2 protein-coding genes are annotated in these 2,024 nt (G+C 27.3%); one reads left to right on the plus strand and one right to left on the minus strand.

All coding sequences use genetic code 11. The features are described 5' to 3' along the window. Window positions 1-137: 137 nt before the first annotated feature. Window positions 138-812, minus strand: coding sequence for a uracil-DNA glycosylase (locus I4U58_RS13640; RefSeq protein WP_195931878.1), 675 nt, complete (start codon window positions 810-812; stop codon window positions 138-140). Between the two features lie 80 nt (window positions 813-892). On the opposite strand from I4U58_RS13640, the gene I4U58_RS13645 reads away from it, so the two are divergent. After that, the gene (locus I4U58_RS13645; RefSeq protein WP_195931879.1) at window positions 893-1,939 is read left to right on the plus strand and encodes an FAD:protein FMN transferase; all 1,047 of its coding nucleotides are present in this window, start codon (window positions 893-895) and stop codon (window positions 1,937-1,939) included. Window positions 1,940-2,024 lie beyond the last annotated feature (85 nt).

Raw genomic sequence — 2,024 nt, forward strand, 5'->3', positions numbered from 1 at the left:
TTATATAATAAAATTTTTAATTTATAAATTTTATTATATAATATTCTATATTATGATAAATTGTTACAATTAACTACTTTTTTATCTTTTTTTAACGTTGAAGGGTATTAATTTAACATAAACACAATAACTTTCTATTATATATTTGGAATTTGCCAGTCTATTGGCTCTTTTCCTAGGCTTTCTAATATTTCATTTATTTTTGAGAAATGTTTACATCCAAAGAATCCTCTATATGCTGAAAGTGGACTTGGATGTGCTGACTCTAAAACATAATGTCTACTCGTATCGATTAGTGATTTTTTACGTCTAGCATTTCCTCCCCATAAAACAAATATTGCTGGGTCTTCTCTTTTATTTAATAATTTTATAATATTGTCTGTGAATATTTCCCATCCGACATTTTGGTGTGAATTAGCTTCATGCGCTCTAACAGTTAATGCTGTGTTTAAAAGTAATACACCTTGGTCAGCCCATGGTATTAAATATCCGTTATTAGGTATATAACAACCTAAATCCTGATTTAATTCTTTATATATATTTAAAAGCGAAGGTGGAATCTTAACACCTTTTTGAACTGAAAAAGCTAGTCCGTGCGCTTGGTTTTCTCCATGGTATGGATCTTGACCTAATATCAGAACTTTTGTATCTTTAAACGAAGTATGTTTTAATGCTTCAAATATATTGTACATATTTGGGTATATAACTCTACTAGAATACTCTTCTTTTAAGAATTCTCTAAGATTTTGATAATATTCTTTTTTGAATTCATCTTTTAATAATTCATCCCAATCGTTATTTAATTTAACCATTGTAAAAACTCCTCTTCATATTTTCTTATTATGTTATAATTAAATATAACATAATAAAACAATTATTTGAAGGAGGCATTATGAACAAGAAAAAATCTATCCTTTTAATAATAGCAGTAATTGCTATTTGTTTTTTCATCTATTTGTTTAAGGGCAATTTTAATAAAGGGGATTATAGTCAGACTTACTATGACTTAAATACAGTAAGTGAAATTACTTTATACAATGTTAAAGAATCAGATTCAAAAGAAATTTTGAAAAAATGTGGAGATATACTACTTAATATAGATAATACAATGTCTAAAACAAGAGAAGCTAGTGATGTATATAAAATAAATCAAAATGCTGGTGAAAAATATGTTAAAATCTCTGATGATACATTTGAAGTAATACAAAAGGCAATACATTTTTCTAATATATCAGATGGAGTCTTTGATATATCTATAGGGCCTGTTGTCGATTTATGGGCTATAGGAACAGACAAGGCGAGAGTCCCAGGCAAAGATGAAATCAAAGAAAAGTTAGAACTTGTAAATTATAAAGATATCTCATTAAATAAAAAAGAAAAAAGTGTGAAGTTAAATAAAAAAGGTATGGAGATAGATTTAGGTGGAATAGCTAAAGGGTATGCTGCTGATAAGATTGTTGAGTATTTAAAATCTCAAAATATAGAAAAAGCCATAATCAATCTTGGCGGAAATGTATTTGTACTAGGAGAAAAATCTAAAGATACTCAATTTAAAGTCGGAATACAAGACCCTAACAGTGAAGATGGTACTTCTATTGCCAATATAGGAGTTATAAACCAGTCTGTAGTTACTTCTGGCATATATGAAAGATATTTAGAACAAGATGGCGTTATGTATCATCATATGCTTGACCCATCAACAGGTTATCCATTTGAAAATAATTTAAGCAGTGTCACTATTATTTCAGATTCATCAATAGTAGGTGATGGACTATCTACAACTACTTTTGGATTAGGATTGGAAAAAGGCATGAAATTAATAGAAAGCTTAGATAATACTGATGCTATATTTATAACAAAAGACAAAAAAATATACACTACATCTAATTTAAAAGGAAAATTAAATCTAAAAGATAGTTCTTTTGAATTAATTGACTAAACAACGAGATAACTGAACTAATTATAATAAATAAAAAGACAACCTAATAGATTTTATCCATTAGGTTGTCTTTTTATTTATTTTA

Source organism: Clostridium sp. 1001270J_160509_D11, from assembly GCF_015667935.1.
In the GTDB taxonomy this organism is placed as follows: Bacteria; Bacillota; Clostridia; order Peptostreptococcales; family Peptostreptococcaceae; genus Intestinibacter.